The organism is Leclercia barmai (genome assembly GCF_049312895.1).
GTDB classification, from domain to species: Bacteria; Pseudomonadota; Gammaproteobacteria; order Enterobacterales; family Enterobacteriaceae; genus Enterobacter; species Enterobacter barmai.
Window position 1 is genome coordinate 171,973 of sequence record NZ_JBMNWZ010000006.1, and the last position, 20,701, is coordinate 192,673.

The 20,701-nt window shown below is 57.9% G+C and carries 20 protein-coding genes; 10 read left to right on the top strand and 10 right to left on the bottom strand.

The genetic code is table 11. The annotated features are described in order from the left end of the window. Positions 1 to 18: 18 nt before the first annotated feature. Complete coding sequence (gpmM, locus tag ACOYA6_RS19930; protein WP_422655270.1) at positions 19 to 1,566, bottom strand: 2,3-bisphosphoglycerate-independent phosphoglycerate mutase; 1,548 nt, start codon at positions 1,564 to 1,566, stop codon at positions 19 to 21. Positions 1,567 to 1,814: 248 nt separating this feature from the next. Between gpmM and ACOYA6_RS19935 the strand changes: the two genes are divergently transcribed. The 5 genes from ACOYA6_RS19935 to cysE all read left to right on the top strand — a co-directional run bounded on the left by ACOYA6_RS19935 (position 1,815) and on the right by cysE (position 4,932). Beyond that, positions 1,815 to 2,246 (top strand): rhodanese-like domain-containing protein, encoded by a 432-nt coding sequence (locus tag ACOYA6_RS19935; protein WP_039030147.1) that lies wholly within the window; start codon positions 1,815 to 1,817, stop codon positions 2,244 to 2,246. Between the two features lie 14 nt (positions 2,247 to 2,260). Then, a complete protein-coding gene (gene grxC, locus ACOYA6_RS19940) occupies positions 2,261 to 2,512 on the top strand; it encodes a glutaredoxin 3 (RefSeq protein ID WP_032615744.1) in 252 nt (83 codons plus the stop codon). A 32-nt stretch (positions 2,513 to 2,544) separates the two neighbouring features. Then, positions 2,545 to 3,012: a protein-export chaperone SecB gene (secB, locus tag ACOYA6_RS19945; protein WP_039030146.1), complete on the top strand. Its 468-nt coding sequence runs from the start codon at positions 2,545 to 2,547 to the stop codon at positions 3,010 to 3,012. Continuing rightward, positions 3,012 to 4,031 (top strand): NAD(P)H-dependent glycerol-3-phosphate dehydrogenase, encoded by a 1,020-nt coding sequence (gene gpsA / locus ACOYA6_RS19950; RefSeq protein ID WP_039030145.1) that lies wholly within the window; start codon positions 3,012 to 3,014, stop codon positions 4,029 to 4,031. Before secB ends, gpsA begins: the two co-directional genes overlap by 1 nt. A 79-nt stretch (positions 4,032 to 4,110) precedes the next feature. After that, positions 4,111 to 4,932: a serine O-acetyltransferase gene (cysE, locus tag ACOYA6_RS19955; protein WP_039030144.1), complete on the top strand. Its 822-nt coding sequence runs from the start codon at positions 4,111 to 4,113 to the stop codon at positions 4,930 to 4,932. On the opposite strand, the gene trmL is transcribed toward cysE, so the two are convergent. The 8 genes from trmL to ACOYA6_RS19995 all read right to left on the bottom strand — a co-directional run bounded on the left by trmL (position 4,929) and on the right by ACOYA6_RS19995 (position 13,562). Further along, on the bottom strand, positions 4,929 to 5,402 hold the full coding sequence (gene trmL / locus ACOYA6_RS19960; protein ID WP_039030210.1) for a tRNA (uridine(34)/cytosine(34)/5-carboxymethylaminomethyluridine(34)-2'-O)-methyltransferase TrmL: 474 nt from the start codon (positions 5,400 to 5,402) through the stop codon (positions 4,929 to 4,931). The two genes, cysE and trmL, sit on opposite strands and share 4 nt — an antisense overlap. 101 nt (positions 5,403 to 5,503) lie before the next feature. Then, a complete protein-coding gene (lldD, locus tag ACOYA6_RS19965; protein WP_039030143.1) occupies positions 5,504 to 6,691 on the bottom strand; it encodes an FMN-dependent L-lactate dehydrogenase LldD in 1,188 nt (395 codons plus the stop codon). Further along, the gene (lldR, locus tag ACOYA6_RS19970) at positions 6,688 to 7,461 is read right to left on the bottom strand and encodes a transcriptional regulator LldR (protein WP_039030142.1); all 774 of its coding nucleotides are present in this window, start codon (positions 7,459 to 7,461) and stop codon (positions 6,688 to 6,690) included. Before lldR ends, lldD begins: the two co-directional genes overlap by 4 nt. Then, positions 7,458 to 9,113: an L-lactate permease gene (lldP, locus tag ACOYA6_RS19975; protein WP_138370834.1), complete on the bottom strand. Its 1,656-nt coding sequence runs from the start codon at positions 9,111 to 9,113 to the stop codon at positions 7,458 to 7,460. The genes lldR and lldP overlap by 4 nt, the downstream gene beginning before the upstream one ends. A 269-nt stretch (positions 9,114 to 9,382) precedes the next feature. Further along, on the bottom strand, positions 9,383 to 9,745 hold the full coding sequence (locus ACOYA6_RS19980; RefSeq protein WP_039030140.1) for a YibL family ribosome-associated protein: 363 nt from the start codon (positions 9,743 to 9,745) through the stop codon (positions 9,383 to 9,385). Positions 9,746 to 9,804: 59 nt separating this feature from the next. Beyond that, complete coding sequence (gene mtlR / locus ACOYA6_RS19985; protein WP_039030139.1) at positions 9,805 to 10,395, bottom strand: mannitol operon repressor MtlR; 591 nt, start codon at positions 10,393 to 10,395, stop codon at positions 9,805 to 9,807. Beyond that, positions 10,392 to 11,540 carry a mannitol-1-phosphate 5-dehydrogenase gene (gene mtlD / locus ACOYA6_RS19990; RefSeq protein ID WP_072036667.1) on the bottom strand — a complete coding sequence of 383 codons (1,149 nt, stop codon included), beginning with the start codon at positions 11,538 to 11,540 and terminating at the stop codon, positions 10,392 to 10,394. The genes mtlR and mtlD overlap by 4 nt, the downstream gene beginning before the upstream one ends. Before the next feature lie 108 nt (positions 11,541 to 11,648). Continuing rightward, positions 11,649 to 13,562, bottom strand: coding sequence for a PTS mannitol transporter subunit IICBA (locus tag ACOYA6_RS19995; RefSeq protein ID WP_039030137.1), 1,914 nt, complete (start codon positions 13,560 to 13,562; stop codon positions 11,649 to 11,651). Between the two features lie 653 nt (positions 13,563 to 14,215). Here ACOYA6_RS19995 and ACOYA6_RS20000 point away from each other — a divergent pair. From ACOYA6_RS20000 to selB, 5 genes are all read left to right on the top strand, one after another. After that, on the top strand, positions 14,216 to 14,572 hold the full coding sequence (locus ACOYA6_RS20000) for a DUF3302 domain-containing protein (protein WP_039030136.1): 357 nt from the start codon (positions 14,216 to 14,218) through the stop codon (positions 14,570 to 14,572). Between the two features lie 2 nt (positions 14,573 to 14,574). After that, the gene (locus tag ACOYA6_RS20005; RefSeq protein WP_039030135.1) at positions 14,575 to 15,711 is read left to right on the top strand and encodes an HlyD family secretion protein; all 1,137 of its coding nucleotides are present in this window, start codon (positions 14,575 to 14,577) and stop codon (positions 15,709 to 15,711) included. 93 nt (positions 15,712 to 15,804) lie between these two features. Then, entirely contained in the window at positions 15,805 to 16,413 is a 609-nt protein-coding gene (locus tag ACOYA6_RS20010) for a glutathione S-transferase (protein ID WP_422655271.1), read from the top strand. 104 nt (positions 16,414 to 16,517) lie between these two features. Next, complete coding sequence (gene selA, locus ACOYA6_RS20015) at positions 16,518 to 17,903, top strand: L-seryl-tRNA(Sec) selenium transferase (protein WP_422655272.1); 1,386 nt, start codon at positions 16,518 to 16,520, stop codon at positions 17,901 to 17,903. After that, complete coding sequence (selB, locus tag ACOYA6_RS20020) at positions 17,900 to 19,753, top strand: selenocysteine-specific translation elongation factor (protein WP_422655273.1); 1,854 nt, start codon at positions 17,900 to 17,902, stop codon at positions 19,751 to 19,753. Before selA ends, selB begins: the two co-directional genes overlap by 4 nt. Here the strand turns inward: selB and ACOYA6_RS20025 are convergent. Continuing rightward, positions 19,750 to 20,637 (bottom strand): ROK family protein, encoded by an 888-nt coding sequence (locus tag ACOYA6_RS20025; RefSeq protein ID WP_039030131.1) that lies wholly within the window; start codon positions 20,635 to 20,637, stop codon positions 19,750 to 19,752. The two genes, selB and ACOYA6_RS20025, sit on opposite strands and share 4 nt — an antisense overlap. Positions 20,638 to 20,701: the final 64 nt, after the last annotated feature.

Sequence of the window (20,701 nt, forward strand, 5' to 3'; positions counted from 1 at the left end):
TCCCCTCATGGGGAGGGATTATTCCACGATGAACAGCGGCTTACCAGTCATCTCTTGCGGGATTTCCATGCCCATCAGGGCCAGCATGGTCGGGGCAACGTCCGAAAGCTTACCGCCATCCACTGCTTTGACTGATTTATCACCGACATAAATCATTGGTACCGGCAGGTTAGTATGCGCAGTGTGCGCCTGGCCGGTGGCCGGGTCGCGCATCTGTTCGGCGTTTCCGTGGTCGGCGGTGATCAGCATCTGGCCTCCCGCCGCTTCCACTGCTTTGGTCACCTTCGCAATGCACTCGTCCAGCGCTTCAATGGCTTTGATTGCCGCTTCCATCACACCGGTGTGGCCAACCATGTCGCCGTTCGGATAGTTACAGATGATGGTGTCATATTTGCCGCTTTCGATAGCCGCGATCAGCTTCTCGGTCAGCTCGGCAGAGCTCATCTCTGGCTGCAGATCGTAGGTCGCCACTTTCGGCGAGTTGATCAGAATGCGATCTTCGCCTTTGAACGACTCTTCAACGCCGCCGTTAAAGAAGAAGGTAACGTGAGCATATTTCTCGGTTTCGGAGATGCGCAGCTGGGTCTTGTCGTGCTTCGCCATCCACTCGCCGAAGGTGTTCGCCAGGGAAGACGGCGGATAGGCGCATGGCGCTTTGATGTCGGCCGCGTATTCGGTCAGCATCACGAAATCGCCGAGCTTAACCTCTTTTTTACGGGCGAAGCCGTCGAAGTCGACATTCACGAAGGCGCGGGTAATTTCGCGGGCGCGGTCGGCGCGGAAGTTCATGAAGATCAGCGCATCGCCATCTTCCATCGCGGCATCGGCCTGGCCTACAGCACGGATGACGGTCGCTTTCACGAATTCGTCGTTTTCATCGCGGGCGTAAGCGGCTTCCAGCGCGGCAACGGCGGTGTTTGCCTGGAACTCGCCTTTGGCTTCAACCAGCAGATTGTAGGCCTGCTCTACGCGATCCCAACGGTTGTCGCGGTCCATGGCGTAGTAGCGGCCAATGATGGAGGCCACGCGGCCTTTGCCCAGGGCGGCAAACTTCTCTTCAAAAGCTTTCAGGGAAGATTCAGCGCTGCGCGGCGGGGTATCGCGGCCATCGAGGAAGGCGTGCAGATAGATTTTGTCCGCCCCTTTTTCCGCAGCCAGCTCCACCATCGCCATAATGTGATCTTCGTGGCTGTGAACGCCGCCCGCAGAGAGCAGGCCCATAATGTGCACGGCTTTGCCCGCTGCCGCCGCTTTCTCAACCGCGCCGGTCAGGACCGGGTTAGCAAAGAAGGTACGTTCTTTAATTTCAACATCCAGACGGGTCAGATCCTGATAAACAATGCGGCCTGCGCCCAGGTTGACGTGTCCAACTTCGGAGTTGCCCATCTGGCGATCCGGCAGACCCACTTCCAGGCCGGAAGCATCGATCAGCGTATGTGGACGTTTTGCCCACAGCGCATCCATGACCGGGGTTTTAGCGTTGAAAATGGCGTTATCCTGCTGATCTTCGCGATAGCCATAGCCGTCCAGAATCATCAGTACCATAGGTTTTTTAGAAACCGACATTGCGACAACCTCTTTGCTCAAAAGACAAAAAATTTGCGTAATTTTACTACAGCTGAATCGATCAAATAGCCGCAGAAGATCAAAGAAACCGCCGGGCCAAGGGTAAGGATAGGGGAATTTTGGTCTTTTTTTTCGTGGCAGTACGCAGAAAATGGATTAGCTTATTGTCGCTGGCTGTATTTGCCACAACGCACAGGTATACTCCTGTCCTGGTTTTTTATTCACTCAGTCGGGAGTCGTTACCCCCCATGCAAGAAATTATGCAATTTGTCAGCCGCCACCCCATACTTTGTATCGCGTGGATTGGTCTACTGGCAGCAGTACTGTTCACCACTTTTAAAGGCCTCACTTCGAAAGTGAAGGTGATCAACCGCGGCGAAGCAACGCGTCTCATCAATAAAGAAGAGGCCGTCGTTGTCGATCTGCGTCAGCGCGACGATTTCCGTAAAGGTCACATTGCAGGCGCCATTAACCTGCTGCCGACCGAAATCAAAGCCAATAACCTTGGCGAACTGGAAAAGCATAAAGATAAACCCGTTATTGTCGTTGATGGCACCGGTATGCAGGCTCAGGAGCCGGCAAATAACCTCGTCAAAGCAGGCTTTGCTAACGTCACTGTCCTGAAAGACGGCATCTCTGGCTGGAGCGGCGAGAATCTGCCTCTGGTTCGCGGTAAATAAACAGGAGTTGAGTCATGGCCAATATCGAGATCTACACCAAAGCGACCTGCCCGTTCTGCCATCGTGCAAAAGCGCTGCTGGACAGCAAAGGCGTTGCTTTCCAGGAGTTGCCTATTGATGGCGATGCTGCAAAGCGTGAAGAGATGATTAAACGTAGTGGCCGTACGACGGTTCCGCAGATTTTTATCGATGCGCAGCACATTGGTGGCTGTGATGACTTGTATGCGCTTGATGCGCGTGGTGGACTTGATCCCCTGCTGCGCTAAGGCGTTTTAGGACAATTAAAAAGGGTTTTTCCATGTCAGAACAAAACAATACCGAAATGACTTTCCAGATCCAGCGCATCTACACCAAAGATGTCTCCTACGAAGCACCTAATGCGCCGCACGTTTTCCAGAAAGACTGGCAGCCAGAGGTTAAACTTGATCTGGATACCGCTTCCACCCAGCTGGCGGAAGATGTGTATGAAGTCGTGCTGCGTGTTACCGTAACCGCCTCTCTGGGCGAAGAGACTGCATTCCTGTGTGAAGTACAGCAGGGCGGCATCTTCTCCATCGGCGGCATCGAAGGTAATCAGATGGCGCATTGCCTGGGCGCATACTGCCCGAACATCCTGTTCCCGTATGCCCGTGAATGCATCACCAGCCTGGTTTCCCGCGGTACGTTCCCGCAACTGAACCTTGCGCCGGTGAACTTCGATGCGCTGTTTATGAACTATCTGCAGCAGCAAGCTGGCGAAGGTACTGACCAACATCAGGATGCCTGATGAGTACTGTCAATGCGTCAATGACTGTGATCGGTGCCGGCTCTTACGGCACCGCTCTTGCTATCACCCTGGCAAGAAATGGTCACGAAGTGGTTCTCTGGGGCCACAATCCTGAACATATCGCGACGTTAGAAGCCGATCGCTGCAACGTTGCGTTTCTCCCCGATGTGCCTTTCCCTGACTCACTGCATCTTGAAAGCGACCTTGCGACTGCGCTTGCCGCCAGCCGTAATATTCTGATCGTGGTGCCGAGCCATGTCTTTGGCGAAGTGCTGCGTCAGATTAAACCGCTGATGCGTGATGATGCCCGCGTGGTCTGGGCGACCAAAGGGCTGGAAGCCGAGACTGGCCGCCTGCTGCAGGATGTCGCCCGTGAAGCGCTTGGGGATGCTATTCCGCTGGCGGTGATCTCCGGCCCGACCTTTGCGAAAGAGCTGGCGGCAGGGCTGCCAACGGCTATCTCGCTGGCCTCCACCGACGAGACCTTCGCTGACGATCTGCAGCAGCTGCTGCACTGCGGCAAAAGCTTCCGCGTCTACAGCAACCCCGATTTTATCGGCGTCCAGCTGGGCGGCGCGGTGAAGAACGTGATCGCTATCGGCGCGGGCATGTCCGACGGCATCGGCTTTGGCGCGAACGCGCGTACCGCCCTGATCACCCGCGGGCTGACTGAAATGTCCCGTCTTGGCGCGGCGCTCGGTGCCGATCCGGCCACCTTTATGGGGATGGCAGGGTTAGGCGATCTGGTGCTGACCTGCACCGACAACCAGTCCCGTAACCGTCGTTTCGGCATGATGCTCGGCCAGGGCATGGACGTGATCGGCGCGCAGGAGAAGATCGGCCAGGTGGTGGAAGGCTACCGCAATACCAAAGAAGTCCGCGAGCTGGCACACCGTTTTGGTGTCGAAATGCCAATAACCGAGGAAATTTATCAGGTATTGTATTGCGGAAAAAATGCGCGCGAGGCAGCATTGACCTTATTAGGCCGTGCACGCAAGGACGAGCGTAGCAGCAGTTAACTGCAGGAAAGCGTTGTCACCTGAATGACCCGGCCGGCAAAGAACTGGCCGGTCATTATCATTACGTCTGGAGTAAGCAATGCCGTGTGAAGAACTGGATATCGTCTGGAACAATATTAAAGCCGAAGCCCGGGCTCTGGCTGACTGTGAGCCTATGCTGGCCAGCTTCTACCACGCGACGCTACTCAAGCACGAAAACCTCGGCAGCGCCCTGAGCTATATGCTCGCCAATAAACTGGCTTCACCGATCATGCCCGCTATCGCCATTCGCGAAGTGGTGGAAGAGGCCTATGCGGCCGACCCGGAGATGATCGCCTCCGCCGCGTGTGACATTCAGGCGGTTCGCAACCGCGACCCGGCGGTGGATAAATACTCCACGCCGCTGCTCTATCTGAAAGGTTTTCACGCCCTGCAGTCCTACCGTATCGGCCACTGGCTGTGGAACGAAGGCCGCCGCGCGCTGGCCATCTTCCTGCAAAACCAGGTTTCCGTAACCTTCCAGGTGGATATCCACCCGGCGGCAAAAATTGGTCGTGGCATCATGCTCGACCACGCGACCGGTATTGTAGTGGGTGAAACGGCGGTGATTGAAAACGACGTCTCGATCCTGCAGTCCGTAACCCTCGGCGGGACCGGGAAAACCAGTGGCGACCGTCACCCGAAAATTCGTGAAGGGGTGATGATTGGCGCAGGCGCGAAGATCCTCGGCAATATCGAAGTGGGACGCGGCGCGAAGATTGGCGCCGGTTCAGTCGTGCTGCAACCTGTGCCCCCGCATACCACCGCCGCAGGCGTACCGGCGCGTATCGTCGGCAAGCCGGACAGCGATAAACCGGCGATGGATATGGATCAGTTCTTCAACGGCATCCACCATACCTTTGAGTATGGCGACGGGATTTAACTTCTGAGAATGGCGCCAGGGTATCCCAGCTGGCGCCAGGCCTCATACACCACCACCGACACCGCGTTCGACAGGTTCATGCTGCGGCTGTCCGGCATCATCGGAATACGGATTTTTTGTTCAGCGGGCAGGGCATCAAGAATGGTGGCCGGCAGGCCGCGCGTTTCCGGGCCAAACAGCAGATAGTCGCCTTCCTGATAGCTAACCGCGCTGTGGGCAGGCGTGCCTTTAGTGGTCAGGGCAAAGATCCGTTCCGGCTTTTCCGCTTCCATAAATGCGGCCTGATCCTTATGGCGGATCACGGCGGTAAACTCATGATAATCCAGCCCGGCGCGGCGCAGACGCTTGTCGTCCCACGTAAAGCCCATCGGCTCGATGATGTGCAGACGAAAACCGGTGTTGGCGCACAGGCGGATAATATTGCCGGTATTAGGCGGAATTTCTGGTTCGAATAAGACGATGTTAAGCATGCTGCCCCATTTCATTAGGCTCTGAAATTGCGGGGGGCAGCTTACCATCCCCTCTCCCCTTTGGGGAGAGGGTCAGGGTGAGGGGATCAGACCGCATCAGCCTAAGCCGCATTTCCCTGCGCCAGCGGTGCCAGCCCGGCAGGGATCTTACTCAACTCCTGCACCAGCATCTCCTTGCTGATTTCCGGGATGGTTTTCGCGCCGGTCAGCGTCATCGCCACCTTCATCTCTTTCTCGATCAGATTCAGCAGATTCGCCACCCCCGCCTGACCGTGGGTCGCCAGAGCGTACAGATACGCCCGGCCCAGCAGGACGGTGTCGGCCCCGAGGGCAATCATGCGCACCACGTCCAGACCGTTGCGGATCCCGGAATCTGCCAGAATGGCGATATCGCCCTTAACCGCATCGGCAATGGCGGGCAGGGCGCGGGCCGAGGAGAGCACGCCGTCGAGCTGGCGACCGCCATGGTTCGACACCACAATCCCGTCGGCGCCAAAGCGCACCGCATCCCGGGCATCTTCCGGATCGAGGATCCCTTTGATCACCATCGGGCCATCCCAGAACTCGCGGATCCACTCCAGGTCTTTCCACGAGATCGACGGATCGAAGTTATTCGCCAGCCAGCCAATGTAATCTTCCAGTCCCGTCGGTTTACCCAGATAGGCGGAGATATTCCCCAGGTCATGCGGGCGACCGTTCACCCCCACATCCCAGGCCCATTGCGGATGCGTCACCGCCTGCCAGTAGCGGCGCATCGCTGCGTTCGCACCGCTCATCCCGGAGTGGGCATCGCGATAGCGCGCGCCGGGCGTCGGCATATCCACGGTAAAGACCAGGGTCGAACAGCCTGCCGCTTTGGCGCGCTCCAGGGCATTGCGCATAAACCCGCGATCGCGCAGGACGTAAAGCTGGAACCACATCGGGCGCTTGATGGTCGGGGCGACCTCTTCAATCGGGCAGACCGAGACGGTGGAGAGGGTAAAGGGAATGCCTTTCGCATCCGCCGCCGCTGCGGCCTGCACTTCACCGCGACGGGCATACATGCCGCACAGCCCGACCGGGGCGAGGGCCACCGGCATGGAGAGCGTTTCGTTGAACAGTTTTGTCTCAAGGCTCAGGTCAGACATATTCTTCAGCACGCGCTGACGCAGGGCCACTTCCGACAGGTCTTCCACGTTGCGACGCAGGGTGTATTCGGAATAGGCCCCGCCGTCGATATAGTGAAACAGGAACGGCGGCAGAATGCGCTGGGCGGCGGCGCGATAATCGCTGGCTGCGGAAATGATCATGAATTGTTCTCCCTGGAAATAGCGTTGTCGCCAGGCAGACGGGTAATACGCGCCTGTCGGGCCTGATCTTCATCGAATCGTTTAATGGTGGTGTGGACGAAGCCCAGATGCGCCATCATCGCTGCGCGTGCGGCTTCGGCATCACCGGCAAGAATGGCGTTGAGTACCGCCTCGTGCTGCTCGGTCAGCCTGGCAAAAACGGGGGGCACCAGATACATGCGCTGGCGGCTCTGCTTAACAGAGGATTGCAGCAGGTCGAAGAAGCCGCGCATGGTCTGGAGCAGAACGACGTTGTGCGAGGCCTCGGCGATGGCCAGATGAAAACGCACGTCCGCCTGCGAGGCGATATCCGGATCGCTGCTTTGCGTGGCGTCGAAACAGGCTTTGAGCTTCTCTTTATCCGCCTCGGTCGCCCGCATAGCCGCATGCCAGGCGGTGCTGGTTTCGATGGCGTGGCGGGCTTCGAGGATATCGAAGCTGTAGTCCGGGTCGTTCTCCATCAGGGTTTTCAACGGCTGAACAATGTTCTGCCCGGACCAGTCATCGTGCTGCCAGCGCACAAAGGTCCCGCCACCGCGGCGGCTCACCAGAACCCCTTCGCTGACCAGGGTCGCTAAGGCTTCGCGCAGCGAGTTGCGCGACACGCCAAGCTGGGTGGCAAGCTGGCGCTCGGCGGGCAACTTCATGCCCGCCTCCAGCTGCATCTCTTCAATCAGCGCCCGCACGCGAGAAGCGATCTCGTCGGACAGGCGTCTGGGCATCACTATCATGGGATCATCCAGGTTAAGACATAGGCCTGCAGGGTGGTGATCACCCCGACCATGCAGGTAAATATCAGGCTGTGTTTAACGGTAAAGCGGAACAGATCCGACTCTTTGCCCACCAGGCCTACCGCCGCACAGGCAATGGCGATGGACTGAGGCGAGATCATCTTGCCGGTCACGCCGCCGGTGGTGTTGGCTGCCACCAGCAGCACATCCGACACGCCAATCTGCTGGGCGGCCGTGGCCTGCAGGGCCGCAAACAGGGCGTTCGACGACGTATCCGACCCGGTCAGGAACACCCCCAGCCAGCCGAGGAACGGCGAGAAGAAGGTGAACGCGGAGCCGGTATGGGCCAGCGCCAGCGCCAGCGTCGATGACAGGCCGGAATAGTTCGAGATAAACGCGAACGCCAGCACCATGCCGATGGAGTAGATCGGCAGCATCAGCTCTTTAAGGGTCGCGGCAAACGTCTGCACTGCAGCAGCCGGCTTCATGCGCAGCCACACCACCGAAAGGATAGCGGCAAACAGGATTGCCGTGCCGGTGGCAGAGAACCAGTCGAATTTGAATACCGCCGCGTACGGCGTGGCGTCGTGAACGACCGGCGGCATACGCGCGACCATCTTGTCGAGGAACGGCACGGAGATATTCACCACCATGTCGTACAGCGCGCCGTTCGGAGCGAACAGGGCTTTAAACGGCGGAATACTCCACAGGGTAACGGTCGCGGTCAGGAACAGGAACGGCGACCAGGCGCGGACAATCTGTCCCGGCGTGTAGCCGGTGCGGGCCAGGGTCTGATCGACCTGCGAGGCGCCCATATCGGCAAAGCGGAAGATACGCACCGGCTGCCAGCGTTTCAGGAACAGCGTCAGGCAGACCAGAGAAACCAGGGACGAGATAATGTCCGGCAGTTCCGGGCCGAGGAAGTTGGAGCTCAGGTACTGGGCGATAGCGAACGAGCCACCGGCGACCATCACCGCAGGCCAGGTCTCCTTCACGCCGCGCCAGCCGTCCATAATCGCCATGATCCAGAACAGCACGATAATGGTCAGGAACGGCAGCTGGCGGCCCACCATCTGGCCAATCTCAAAGCTGTCCAGCCCGGTGACCTGCCCGGCGACCAGAATCGGAATGCCCATCGCACCAAACGCCACCGGCGCGGTGTTCACGATCAGACACAGCCCGGCGGCATACAGCGGGTTAAAGCCCAGCCCGACCAGCAGGGCGGCGGTGATGGCCACCGGCGCACCGAATCCGGCGGCCCCCTCAAGGAACGCGCCGAAGGAGAAGCCGACGATCAGCATCTGCAGGCGCTGGTCCGGCGTAATGGAAAGAATCGACGAGCGGATAATGTCGAACTGCCCGGTCTTGACCGAGATTTTATAGACGAAGACCGCAGCAATGATTATCCAGGCAATCGGCCACAGGCCGTAGAAGAAGCCATAGACGACAGAGGCCAGCGCGCGATCGACCGGCATTTTGTAGAAGAACAGCGCGACCATCAGGGCAATAGCGACGGTGTACGTCGCGGCAAGGTATCCCTTCAGCTTGAGTTTAATCAGGGCGAAGAAGAAAAACAGGATAGGAAGCGAGGCGATCAGGCTCGACAGCCAGATGTTTCCTGCCGGATCGTAGTTTTGTTGCCAGAGGCTCATTGCAGGTCTCCTGAGGACCACACCCGTTGTGAGGCGGTGAGTCTGTGCTCATCTCTGCGTCACATTCAGTGTAAAAGTGGTCCTGCCAATAGTGTGATGTAGGGTTAATGACAACAAATGGTTAACCAAATGTTATTGGTCGGCAATGATTTTGTAAGTGAAGATTATGGAAGTGTGAACCAGGGAAGGGTTGGTTGCGAAATTGGTTGGGCCAATTTTAGACGTGACAGAAAGGTAGGCCGGGTAAGCGCAGCGCCACCCGGCAAAAATCAGAACTCAGTCTTGCAAAAACCGGTCATCTCTTTCAGACCCATTTCACGACCCAGCTCGGTCATCGGGTGTACAACCACCAGGCCACGCACGCTTTTCTTCAGCTTGCCCATATCGGCCTGCTCTTTTTTGGTGATGGCACGGCGGAAAGGCAGTTTGGACAACTTCTGCGCTTCTTTGCTCAGCTTCTGCTCTTTCACGCCGCGCAGGCGCTCGATTTCGGTTTCCAGCGTCGCTTTCTCTTTTTCCAGCTCGGCGTACTTCTCGGCGGCGTCAACCAGCGACAGGCTGGCCTGCTGGTGGCGGATCAGATCCAGGCGATCGCTCAGGCGTTTGATTTCACTCTTTTCGACTTCTTTCATGACAAATGGCTCTAAAAACAGGGGGAATTACTACAAATGATACACGAATGTGCGCAGGCTTACTTCTGAAACGCTTTTTTTAAGCTGATTCGGGAAATCAGCTCGGTCAGGGAGAGTACCATCGTGGAGCGAACGATCTGCTGGTAACGCTGTTTCTGCATGGCGTACAGCTCAGGATCGCTGGTATCAAAATGCGGTGCCGGGGGCAGGGCGGTGACGCAGTGCAACTCGCCCAGCGGGCCGAGGATCTCATCGTCGGTAAACGCATACTCGTTACCGTCGTGATTCAGCTCTTCACGCAATGCCATCAGCAGTTCGGCATCTTCATACTCGTGACGGCTGATGACGCCCAGGCCATAGATCAGTTTCATACGCACGGATAAATCGCCCAAGGGGCCGTCACCGTCGAGCAACGGTTCAACTGCGTATTTCACCGCGTAGTCGTCTTTGCGAAACACCTGAAGCACCAGGATATTCACCGCCTCGGTTAATAACTCGACGGCGGATATCAGGAAGCTTCGTACGGTTTTGCCAGCATTCAGACGCTCCAGCACACGGTTTTCAAAGGCCTGGGTTTGTTCCATTATTGCCTGCATATCTGACAATCTATCTTCCGGGCGCAGGATGACCTGCGCCAGTTCCTGCATCATTTGGTTGCGTTATAAACGTTCACCGCCTCCACAACCACGTTGCTGTTGGCATCCAGACCGGATACCTGCGCCAGCGCGGCCTGTGGACCTTTCTCGGCAATTAGCTGCGCCAGCTCCTGCGCCTGCGGATCTTCTTCGCTGCGGTAGTGCATCGCGGCGGCAATACCCTGAACCAGGTTGCTGTGCGGCAGACCGTATTCCAGGGTGCCGAGCAGCGGTTTGATCAGGCGATCGCCCGCACTCAGTTTGCGCAGCGGCTGACGGCCAACGCGCTCAACGTCATCTTTCAGATACGGGTTTTCAAAACGACCGAGGATTTTCTGAATATATGCCGCATGCTTATCGGCATCAAAACCGTAGCGTTTAATCAGTACCGCGCCGCTCTCATCCATTGCACCTTTTACCACGGCGCGGACGTTCTCATCGAGAATGGCGTCACGAATGGTCTGATGACCGGCTAATTTACCGAGGTAGGCGGTTATAGCATGCCCGGTGTTCAGCGTGAAGAGCTTACGCTCGACAAATGCCATCAGGTTATCAGTTAATTCCATTCCGGCGATCTCAGGCAGCGCGCCCTTGAACTGGGTTTTATCGACGATCCACTCGCTGAAGGTCTCAACGGTTACTTCCAGCGGATCGTTAGTGGCGGATTCTGACGGGGGAACGATGCGGTCCACGGCGGAATCGACAAAGCCGACATGCTCTTCAACCCAGGCTTTATCTTCTTCAGCCACCGCCGCCATAACATGGCCTTTCAGCTGGGTGGTGCCGCGCACCATGTTTTCACAGGCGATAATGTTCAGCGGGGCCTCGTTGCCCTGAGCTTTACGTTTTGCCAGACCTTTCGCCACCGCCGGCGCGATACGCTCCAGAACCACCGGACCGACGGCGGTGGTGACCAGGTCAACCCCGGCAATCAGATCGATAACGTCGTCGCCAATGCTGCTAACCGCGTTCACGCCGCTTACGGTTTCGACCTGCTCGTTTTCACCTACCACATGCACCTGATAGCTATGACGTGCATTCAGGGCATCAAGTACCGTCTGATTTACATCGGCGAATGTCAGCGTAATGCCCGCGTCTGCCAGCAGTTTGCCGATAAAGCCACGACCGATGTTACCTGCGCCAAAATGTAATGCTTTCATAGTATTAACCTTCATCAATGTTTTTACCCGAGAGGGCTGGGGTGAGGAACCACGTTAATTTCCCCTCACCCTAGCCCTCTCCCCAACGGGGAGAGGGAGGTACAGAACTTACTTGTTCAGCAGCGCCAGAACTTCTTCGACGCTGGTGGTGTTAGCCAGACGTTCGATAACGGTCTCGTCGTCCAGGGCATTGGTCAGGCTGGTAATCACCTGAATGTGCTCGTTGTTACGGGCCGCGATACCAATCACCAGACGGGCGATGTCGTCTTCTTCTTCACCGAAGCGCACGCCTGCCGGGTACTGACAGAACACCACGCCAGTTTTCAGGACGCGATCTTTCGCTTCAACCGTACCGTGCGGCACCGCAATGGATTCGCCCAGGTAGGTCGGGGTCAGTTTTTCACGTTCCAGCATCGCTTCAACATATTCTGGCTGAACGTAGCCGCCTTTCACCAGCTGCTCACCGGCGAAGCGAATCGCTTCTTCTTTATGGCTCGCGGTACGGCCAAGGAAGATGTTCTCCGCACCCAGCTTGAACAGGTGGCTGTTGCTCTCGTCGAAGCTGTCCTGCAGGCTGGTACGCACTTTCACTTCGTTATCTTCGTGGCGCTGCGCCGCAACCAGACGTTCGGTCAGGCTGGTGTACAGGCCGCTGTCGAGGAAGTTGGTCAGCGAAATGTGCTGCGCCTGCGGTACCTGGCGCATCGCACGCTCTGTCAGATCGCGGTGGGTGATGACCAGGTCAACATCCGGCGGCAGGCTGTTAATCGCGCTGTTGGTCACGGAGATCTGGGTCAGACCCGCATCCGCCACTTTCTTACGCAGGACGCCTGCACCCATGGCGCTGGAACCCATACCGGCGTCGCAGGCGACGATGATTTTACGTACGTGGCTCAGGTCGTTAGAGACATCACCCGCAGCCAGCGGCGTTGCAGCAACACCTTTAGACTGGGATTTCATGTCCTGCATACGACGGGTTGCCGCTTCGATATCGTCTTCTTCTTTCACCTTGCTGGTTTTCAGCAGGATTGCAGAGACCACGAAGGAGACCGCCATGGCCGCGAAGATTGCTGCCAGGTTAGCGAAGTAAGCGCCTTTCGGGGTCATCGCCAGTACCGCCAGGATAGAACCCGGAGATGCCGGAGAAACCAGGCCGCCACCCAGCACGCTCAGGGTGAACACGCCAGTCATACCGCCGAGGATAACGGCGAGGATCAGACGTGGGTTCATCAGCACGTACGGGAAGTAAATTTCGTGGATACCACCCAGGAAGTGGATGATTGCCGCACCGCCCGCAGACTGTTTAGCGCTACCGCGACCGAAGAAGATGTACGCCAGCAGGACGCCCATACCCGGACCCGGGTTAGCTTCGATCAGGAAGAAGATAGACTTGCCGAGGTCGTGAGACTGCTGAATACCCAGCGGTGAGAAGATACCGTGGTTAATGGCGTTGTTCAGGAACAGGATTTTCGCCGGTTCAACAAAGATGGACGCCAGCGGCAGCATGTCGTGGGCAACCATGAAGTTAACGCCCGCCGCCAGAATTTTGGAGAGCACTTCAACTGCCGGGCCAATGCCGAGGAACGCCAGAATCGCCAGGATCATACCGATGATGCCGGCAGAGAAGTTGTTCACCAGCATTTCGAAGCCGGATTTGATCTTGCCATCGACCCAGACGTCAAATTTCTTAATCGCCCAGCCGCCCAGAGGACCGGCAATCATTGCGCCGAGGAACATCGGCATATCCGCACCGACGATAACACCCATGGTGGTGATCGCACCGACCACGCCGCCACGGTCACCGCCCACCAGACGACCACCGGTATAACCGATGAGCAGCGGCAGCAGATAGGTGATCATTGGGCCAACAAGTTTCGCCAGCGTTTCGTTAGGCAACCACCCTGTCGGAATAAATAACGCGGTGATGATACCCCACGCGATAAACGCGCCGATATTTGGCATCACCATGTTGCTGAGGAATCGACCAAAGCTTTGTACTTTGATCTTAAAATCGGATGACATAAAACACCCCTTCTTCTGTTTACGCAGGCCTTGAGCCCGAGGTTTGTTGTTAATGCGGCGGCAGAGGTTGCCCTGTTCTGATGCGTGAAATCTGGCACTTAATTGTTTAGCTGTCCAGACAGGCCAAATTTGTGTGATCTGCGTCACGTAAATGTAGGGGGTGTGGTGAGAAATGAAGTGATCAATGTCACAAAAATGACGTGTAAAAAAAATACAATGAACGCAAAAGCGGCAGCTAAGGCCATTAAATGTGAAACAAATCACATTTCGTCGTCGCGGATTTGTTTCCGGAGTGTGATCAAATCCACAAAAAATTTTTATGCGGATTTCTCTGGATGTGATCGCTGGCAACATCTGCTCTTACAATCGACGCCAGGCTGTAACTCAGCAACACTTATAGCTAAAAAAGCGTAGCGGTAATGTGGTATGGCGAAAAGTTCTAAGCTGGATTAAGCTCAAACTGTAAACTTAAGTCTATTATTATTCAGGATATATTTTGACACGCTTCTAAACTTGCATGGAGATATAAGAAAAAACCATACTCCCCGGCTCTGAAATAATAAGTACATCTTTATGTGCTTAAGAATGAATTAATGTGGCTACTTACCATTTGATTATTTTAATGAGTTTACGATTTATTTAGTGAGGCAAATATGTTTCTCAACTATTTTGCGCTGGGTGTGTTGATTTTTGTCTTCCTGGTTCTTTTTTATGGAATCATCGCTATCCATGACATTCCGTATAACATGGCCAAAAAGCGCAATCATCCCCATGCCGATGCCATTCATACGGCGGGGTGGATTAGCCTGTTTACGCTCCATGCTATCTGGCCATTTCTGTGGATTTGGGCAACCCTTTATCAGCCCGAACGCGGGTGGGGTATGCAAAACCACATTCAGCCGCCAGACCGTAATCCCGACGTGGATGCGCTGGCAAAGCGCGTAGCCGAGCTGGAACAAAAACTGGCCGCAGTGCCGCCTGTTGCTGATAAGAATACGCCGGAGCACTAATCATGGATCTGTTGATCATTCTGACCTATGCCGCGTTTGCGTGGGCCATCTTTAAAATATTTCGTATTCCGGTAAACCAGTGGACACTGGCGACCGCGACCCTGGGCGGTGTGTTTATTGTTGCCGCGCTTATTTTATTAATGAACTATAACCACCCGTATACGTTCACGGCGCAGAAAGCGGTTATCTCTATTCCGATTACGCCGCAGGTAACGGGAGTTGTTACGGAAGTCACGGATAAAAATAACCAGCTTATTAAAAAAGGCGAAGTATTATTTAAAATCGATCCGGGCAGGTATAAAGCCCGCGTCGATCGCCTGCAGGCGGACCTGGTGACGGCGACACACAATATTGATGTCCTGAAAGCCCAGCTGGCGGAAGCCCAATCGAATACCACCCGCGTGTCGGCCGAACGCGATCGTCTGTTAAAAGACTATCAGCGTTATGTAAAAGGCAGCCAGGCGAAGGTGAATCCCTTCTCAGAAAGCGATATTGATAACGCGCGGCAAAATTACCTGGCGCAGGACGCCATGGTGAAAGCGTCGGTGGCGGAACAGGTTCAGATCCAGAGCCAGTTAGAGAGCATGTCTAACGGTGAGCAGTCGCAGATTGCCTCCCTGCGCGCCCAGTTAGCGGAAGCGCAATACAACCTGGACCAGACCGTCATCCGTGCGCCGAGCAACGGCTACATCACCCAGGTGCTGATTCGCCCAGGTACCTACGCGGCTTCACTGCCGCTGCGTCCGGTGATGGTCTTTATCCCTGAGCAGAAACGCCAGATTGTGGCGCAGTTCCGCCAGAACTCGTTACTGCGTCTGAAACCAGGCGATGAAGCCGAAGTGGTATTTAATGCCCTGCCGGGCCAGGTCTTCTCCGGTAAGTTGACCAGCATTCTGCCGGTGGTGCCGGGCGGTTCTTACCAGGCGCAGGGGGTGCTGCAGGCGCTGACGGTAGTGCCGGGTACCGACGGTGTGATTGGTACCATCGAACTGGATCCGAATGCCGACGTGGACGCCCTGCCTGACGGTATCTACGCCCAGGTGGCGGTCTATTCCGATCACTTCGCCCACGTTTCCGTGATGCGTAAAGTCCTGCTGCGTATGACCAGCTGGATGCACTACCTCTATCTCGATCATTAATCCCCAAAAAGGCAGGTATGCGATCCGCGTACCTGCCTTTTTTTCTATGCCTGGGCCATACTTATCCTTTTGTTGGCGGATAAGGAGCAGGCAATGAAACTCATCGGCAGTTATACCAGTCCCTTCGTGCGTAAAATCTCCATTCTCCTGCTGGAGAAAGGCATCACTTTTGAATTTATTAATGAACAGCCCTATCAGGCTGAAAGCGGTGTCGCGCAGTACAATCCCCTGGGCAAAGTCCCGGCCCTGGTCACCGACGAGGGTGAGCACTGGTTCGACTCGCCGATCATTGCCAGCTACATCGAACTGCTGGATATCGCCCCGGCGATGATCCCCTCTGAGCCCAAAGCGGCGCTGGCTATCCGGCAAATCGAGGCGCTGGCGGACGGGATTATGGATGCGGCGCTGGCCTCCGTGCGTGAACAGGCCCGCCCGGCGGCACAGCAGTCTGAGACGGAACTGCTGCGCCAGCGCGAGAAAATCGTTCGTAGCCTCGACCACTGTGAACAGCTGATCCGCGAGGGGAAAATTGCCACCGACAGCGTCAATCTGGCGACCATCGCTATCGCCTGCGCCATCGGCTACCTCAATTTCCGCCGCGTTTCGCCGGGCTGGTGCGTCGATCGTCCGCTGCTGGTTAAGCTGGCGGAAACCCTCTTCCAGCGCGAAAGTTTCGCACGTACCGAACCGCCAAAGGCTTGACGTAGCCCGTTAACACTTCCCTGCCGGACGCGCTACAATCGCACCTGACATTGACTCCCTCTCCCGTCGGGAGGGGGGAGGATACCTAACCGTCAGGCGCATTCATGACTACTCAGCACGCTCTCTACAGCCAACTCCCCGCGACCGATCGTCTGCTTCGCGATGCCCGTCTTACTCCCGTTATTGCCCGCTTTGGTCACAGCCGAACGGTGGAGACCTTGCGCCTGCTTCAGGACGAAGCCCGCGCCGGGATCCGCGCCGACAATCGCCTGCCGGCCTGGTGTGACGACTGGGCGCAGGAGACCGAAAAACGGCTGGCGCAGGATGAAGCCCAGGGGCTGCGGCAGGTGCTGAACCTGACGGGTACGGTGCTGCATACCAATCTGGGGCGCGCGCTGCTGGCTGAGGAAGCGGTTGCCGCCGTTACCCAGGCGATGCAGGTCCCGGTGACCCTGGAGTACGATCTCGACGGCGCCGGACGCGGCCACCGCGACCGGGCCCTGGCGGCGCTGCTGTGCCAGCTCACCGGGGCGGAAGATGCCTGCATCGTGAATAATAACGCCGCGGCGGTGCTGCTGATGCTGGCTGCCACCGCGAGCGGTAAAGAGGTGGTGGTCTCGCGCGGTGAGCTGGTGGAAATTGGCGGCGCGTTTCGCATCCCGGATGTGATGACCCAGGCCGGGTGCCAGCTTCGCGAGGTGGGCACCACCAACCGCACCCACGGCCGGGATTACGCCGCAGCCATCAATGAAAATACCGCGCTGCTGATGAAGGTCCACACCAGTAACTACCAGATCGAAGGCTTCACCCATGCCGTCGACGAGGCGGAGCTGGTGCGTATCGGCCAGGAGAAGGACGTGCCGGTGATTGTCGATCTGGGCAGCGGCTCGCTGGTGGATCTCACCCGTTACGGCCTGCCAAAAGAGCCGATGCCGCAGGCGTTAATTGCCGCAGGCGTCAGCCTGGTGAGCTTCTCAGGGGACAAATTGCTGGGCGGTCCGCAGGCCGGGATTATCGTCGGCAAGCGCGATCTGATTGCCAGATTGCAACAGCACCCACTGAAACGCGCCCTGCGGGCGGATAAAATGACCCTTGCCGCGCTGGAGGCGACCTTGCGTCTCTATCTCCACCCGGAGACGCTGGCCGAACGGCTGCCGACGCTGCGCCTGTTGAGTCGCGATGCCGCCGCTATTCGCCGTCAGGGGGAGCGGCTACTGGCGCAGGTCGCCGCCCACTACCCGGACTTTGAGGTTCGTGTGGAAGAGTGCCTGTCCCAGCCGGGCAGCGGGTCGCTGCCGGTGGATCGTCTCCCGGGCGCCGCCCTGACCTTCACCCCGCGCGACGGGCGCGGCGGTCAGCTGGATGCGCTGGCGTTGCGCTGGCGCTCGCTGCCCGTGCCGGTGCTGGGGCGGATCAAGGACGGGCGACTGTGGCTGGATTTACGCTGTCTGGAAGATGAAGCACTGTTTCTGGAGATGTTGTTGAAATGATTATTGCCACTGCCGGTCACGTTGACCACGGCAAAACGACGTTGTTGCAGGCGATCACCGGCGTCAACGCCGACCGCCTGCCGGAAGAGAAAAAGCGCGGCATGACCATCGATCTGGGTTATGCCTACTGGCCGCAGCCGGATGGCCGGGTGCTGGGGTTTATCGACGTGCCGGGGCACGAAAAGTTTCTGTCCAACATGCTGGCGGGGGTGGGCGGCATCGATCGCGCCCTGCTGGTGGTGGCCTGCGATGACGGGGTGATGGCGCAGACGCGCGAGCACCTGCAGATCCTCAATCTGACCGGCAATCCGCAGCTGACGGTGGCGCTGACCAAAGCCGACCGCGTTGATGACGCCCGGGTGGAGGAGGTGCGCGAAGAGGTGCTGGCCACCCTGCGCGACTATGGCTTCGCGGATGCCACACTGTTTGTCACCGTCGCCACCGAAGGGCGGGGCATTGATGCCCTGCGCACCCATCTGCAACAGCTTCCTGACCGCGCCCATGCGGATCATCACCGTTTTCGCCTGGCTATCGACCGCGCCTTCACCGTGAAAGGGGCGGGGCTGGTGGTGACCGGCACGGCGCTCTCTGGCGAAGTGCGCGTGGGCGACAGCCTGTGGCTGACCGGAGTTAATAAGCCGGTGCGTATTCGTGGCCTTCACGCGCAGAATCAGCCTGTCGAACAGGCCCACGCCGGGCAGCGCATCGCCCTGAACCTGGTGGGCGATACGGAAAAAGCCGAGCTTAACCGCGGCGACTGGCTGCTGGCCGAAGCACCACCGGAGCCGACCACGCGCGTGATTGTCACCCTGCAGAGCGACGTGCCGCTCACCCAGTGGCAGCCGCTGCATATTCACCATGCCGCCAGCCACGTTACCGGCCGCGTCTCGCTGCTGGAAGGCCGTCTTGCGGAGCTGGTCTTCGATACCCCGCTGTGGCTGGCCGACAACGACCGTCTGGTGCTGCGCGATATCTCTGCCCGCGTCACCCTGGCCGGGGCGCGGGTCGTGACGCTCAATCCTCCGCGTCGCGGGAAGCGTAAGCCGGAGTACCTGAGCTGGCTGGCAACGCTGGCAACGGCGGCGGATGACCACGACGCGCTGCTGGCGCATCTGGCGCGCGGGGCGGTTAATCTGGATGAGTTTGGCTGGGCACGCCAGCTCAGCGGGGAAGGTCTGCGCCAGCTGGTCCAGCAGCCGGGTTTTATCCAGGCCGGTTCCAGCCTGCTCAATACCCCTGTTGCCGCCCGCTGGCAGCGTAAAATTCTGGATGTGCTGGCGACCTACCATCAGCAGCATCAGGATGAACCTGGCCCCGGACGTGAGCGCCTGCGTCGCATGGCGCTGCCGATGGAAGATGAAGCCCTGGTGCTGCTGCTGATCGAGCGGATGCGCGAGAGCGGGGAGCTGCACAGCTACCACGGCTGGCTGCATCTGCCGGATCATAAAGCGGGCTTTACCCCGGAGCAGCAGGCCATCTGGCAAAAAGCGGAGGCGCTGTTTAGGGAAGAACCCTGGTGGGTACGCGACCTGGCGCGTGAAACCGCCACCGACGAGCAGACCATGCGTCAGGTGTTGAAGCATGCGGCGCAGCAGGGGCTGATCACGGCGATCGTCAAAGATCGCTACTACCGCCACGATCGCATCGTCACCTTTGCCAACCTGATCCGGGAGCTGGACAGCGAGCGCGGCTCCACCTGCGCGGCGGATTTCCGCGATCGGCTTAACGTCGGGCGCAAGCTGGCGATCCAGATCCTCGAGTACTTCAACCGCATTGGCTTCACCCGCCGCCGAGGCAACGATCACCTCCTGCGTGACGCGCTGCTCTTTAGCGGGGAGGCACAGCCTTAGGTCTCGCTTCTGGCAAGCTTCTGTTTTGCCAGCCACACGGCGCCCAGCCTGCCCGCCTGGTTACCCAACTGGCAGGGCAGGATCGGCACCTGTAGCGATTCCCACTCTTCAAAGGTTCGCAGGTGCCTGTCGAGCAGTTGATAAATTTTCTCCTGCTCGCTGATACCGCCGCCAATCAGCACTACCTGCGGGTCGAACATCGAAATCACGCTGTAGACCCCGCGCGCCAGAAACAGCGCCCACTCTTCAACGGCTTCGCGCAGGTGCAGGTCGTTCTCCATGCGCTCGAACAGCTCTTCGCCTTTCGGCATATCATCCCCGGAAACCCCCAGCGCCCGGCGGCAGGTCTCCATCAGCCCTTTGGCCGAGGCGACCTCATGCATCCCTTCGCCGTTCTTACCGACCGGTATCACCCCGAACTCCCCGGCGCGGTAGTGCGAGCCGCGATAGAGATCGCCCCCGAGCACAATGCCGCCGCCGATCCCGGTGCCGAGCGTCATGCAGACAAAATTCTCATACTCACGCCCCGCGCCGCGCCAGCGCTCACCCAGGGCGGCGCAGCTGGCGTCATTGTCGGCCACCAGCGGCAGATCGGTCAGCTCTGCGAAAAGGTCATACAGGTTGACGTTATCCAGGTACTCCAGCGCGCCCGCTTTCGCCGCCTCGCCGGTATGGGTATTGATGTGTCCCGGGATGCTCACCCCGATCGCCACGATCTCATGTTCGTCCTGGTAAGCTTTGACCACCTCACGCCACTGTTTTTTGAAACTCTCTTCATCCTCTGGCGTATCAAACTGATCGGTGGTGAGTTCGTTGCCGTCCTCGTCGATCACGCCGTGTTTAATGTGGGTTCCGCCCACGTCAAAGCCGATAAAAAGCCGCATTTATCCTTACCTCCGCCCGGTTTATGCGCTTTAAGTATGGCTCAGCGCCGGAAACCAAACGTAA